This window comes from Anaerosporobacter sp., assembly GCF_965301125.1.
On the sequence record NZ_CBDLAM010000306.1, the window covers coordinates 1 to 2,909 of the forward strand.

2 protein-coding genes are annotated in these 2,909 nt (G+C 32.6%); both read left to right on the top strand.

The annotated features are described in order from the left end of the window. Nucleotides 1-1,375 (top strand): sensor histidine kinase (locus ACW2QF_RS19115; protein ID WP_455717611.1); only part of this gene is annotated, 1,375 nt, incomplete at its 5' end. A gap of 21 nt (nt 1,376-1,396) precedes the next feature. Further along, nucleotides 1,397-2,909, top strand: a 1,513-nt coding sequence (locus ACW2QF_RS19120) for a response regulator (protein ID WP_455717612.1), incomplete at its 3' end; no start/stop codon positions are given.

Sequence of the window (2,909 nt, forward strand, 5' to 3'; positions counted from 1 at the left end):
GAACTTGAATGTTGCCATAATTAACGATGAGGTGTTGGAATTGCCTTGGTTTCAAAAGACAATGGAGGCTAATGGAAGTTTAGTCTGTGCATTTCATGAGGATTCCATGAAGTATAAAAAATATCTTTCCTTTTCAAGGATAATTCGAACACGAGAAGGAAAGAGTGTTGGGGTCGTTGTTATTGCGATGAAAGAGGAACGAATCCTATTTCCGTTACAAGAACATGATACGGAAACGGTATTGGTATTAAATGATGAAGAGGTTGTCTATAGTAATTCAGATAGCACAAATAAGTCGGAATTAATAAATCTATTATCATCTGAGAAATTGGATGAAGATAAATGTCAAAATGTTATCTATAAAGGGGAAAATGCGGTATTAACAGTGATACCGGTTACGGGTACTAGGATACAAGATAAAATTTCAGTAGTAAGTATTCGGCCTTATGCAGATATATTAAAAAAGGCAAATCAACAAAGTCAAAAGAGCATACTAATAATTATAGGTAGTTTTATCATAGCAATTTCTACTATAAGCATATTTGCGTGGAGTTTTAGTAGTAGGATTAATAATTTCAAAGGCCAGATGCATAAAGCTTCAAGAGGGCAGTTTGATATTGCTGAAAAAATTGGCGGTGAAGATGAGATTAGTTATCTATATGATGATTTAGGTTTGATGATTAATAGTATTCAGACTCTAATCAGTCAAGTTTACGAAGAGCGGGTGCAGAAGGAGATGCTACATAGTAGACAGAAGGAGATGGAATTTAGCATGCTTGCTAGTCAGATTAATCCCCATTTCTTGTACAATACGTTAGAGGTAATCCGGATGAAAGCAAGAACAAATGGAGAAGGTGAGATTGAAGACATAGTTAAGATGCTTGCTAAAATTATGAGATATACATTGCAGGTTCAAGATAAACAAGTTACTCTGAACCAGGAACTTAATTTGGTAGAGTCCTATTTAAAGATACAAAAGTACCGATTTAAAGATCGGGTTACATACAGCATACATGTTAACTGTAATGTGGAAGAAATCTATACAATTCCGCTCATCTTACAACCGATTGTTGAGAATGCTATGGTTCATGGAATCGAGATGAAAAAAGGGACTGGGCATATATCAATTTATGTAGATGAGATAGATAGCACAATCCGTATACAGGTAATTGATGATGGAGTTGGTTTTACTGAGGAAAAACTACAAGAAACTAAGGAGTACATTAATTCAACAACTGATATGACACAAAATCATATTGGATTAAGAAACGTTAATCAAAGGGTAAAATTATTGTTTGGAGAGGAATATGGTATTGTAATAGATAGTCAACCTCTAGTAAAAACCATAATACAAATTAATATACCTAGAAGTTAGCTGTTAATGAGGAGTGGTTAAATGTATAAAGCAGTAATTATTGATGATGAGCAAACAGTCAGGGAAGGAATTCAAATATTACTTCCTTGGGAAGACATCGGCTTTACTATTATAGCAGAAGCTTCCAATGGAGAAGATGGTTTGGAGGCTGTTCTAAATTATCAACCTGAAGTAGTTTTGGTTGATGTAAGAATGCCAGGAATGACAGGACTTGAACTTATATCAGAAGCAAGAAAGGCCGGTTATAAGGGGGATTTTCTTATACTATCGGGATATTCGGATTTTAAGTATGCAAAATCTGCAATAAGATTAGGAGTAAAAGGATACTTGTTAAAACCTATTGATGAAGAAGAGTTGTTAAAATATATATGTGATATAAGAATGGAATTAGATCAGAAACAGAAAGAAAAAGAAAAAGCGGAATTGCTGCAAAGTGAAAAGAAGAAGAACCACGTAAAAGCAAGACAGAATATTATCTATAATTTACTGATGAAACAGGAAACCATCGAAGTCATTGAAAGAGAAATTGATAAGTTTGGATTTGATTATAGCTACAATAAGTTCTATGTTATTGTACTTAATAATGATAGGTTCTATATGGAGGAGGATTACAAAGAGAAGATTAAGTTGATTCTATTCGGATTAAGTAGGTGCGAATATCTCGTACTAGGAGATCGAATTGCTATAATTATAAAGGGAGATAATCTTCAAAAAGATATGGAACAACTTATTGAAAATAATAGGCGGATGAAGGCTCGGTACGAAGATGATTTTTTTGTAGCTGTGGGACAAAAGGTAGTATGTCTAAAAGATATTTGCTTTAGTTATGAGTGTGCACAGTATTTAATCGAAAGAAAATTCTTATTTAGGAAAATGAATATGATTTCCATGGATCTACTTAGTAAGCAATTTGAGAATCTGAAGAATAATAGTCATCTAGAGCTAAGTGATTGTATAGAGATAGGAGATATTGTTGGAATTGTAGATATAGTTCATTGCATATCGAGTCAATGTAGGTATAAACTTATGAAAGAATCTCATATAAAAGTAATGACTATTAATAATGCAATCTTGCTAATCAATAATTTAAAAACCAGATATATAGGCCATTCGGACAAGTTAATGGATATTAATTCTTTTACAGAAGAGGTTAATAAGGCAGAGACAATAGAAGAAATGGAATTGTTAGTTATTGAACATTTCAAAAAAGTGAGTGATAAACTCGGTAATACTGGTGCTGACAATATAGTTAAGAGAATGGAAGTATTTATACAAAAAAATTATAATAAAGATTTAAAATTAGAGACTATAGCGAAGATGTTCGGATATAATAGCGCATATCTTGGGAAAACCTACAAAAAATCTTCAGGAGAAAGTTTTAACACTACGCTTGATAAGGTACGGATTACCAATGCTAAGGAGCTTTTACAAAACACGAATCTAAAAGTTTATCAAGTATCAGAAAAGGTAGGATATTATAATATCGACTATTTTTATTCAAAATTCAAAAAATATGTTGGGATGACTCCAAAAG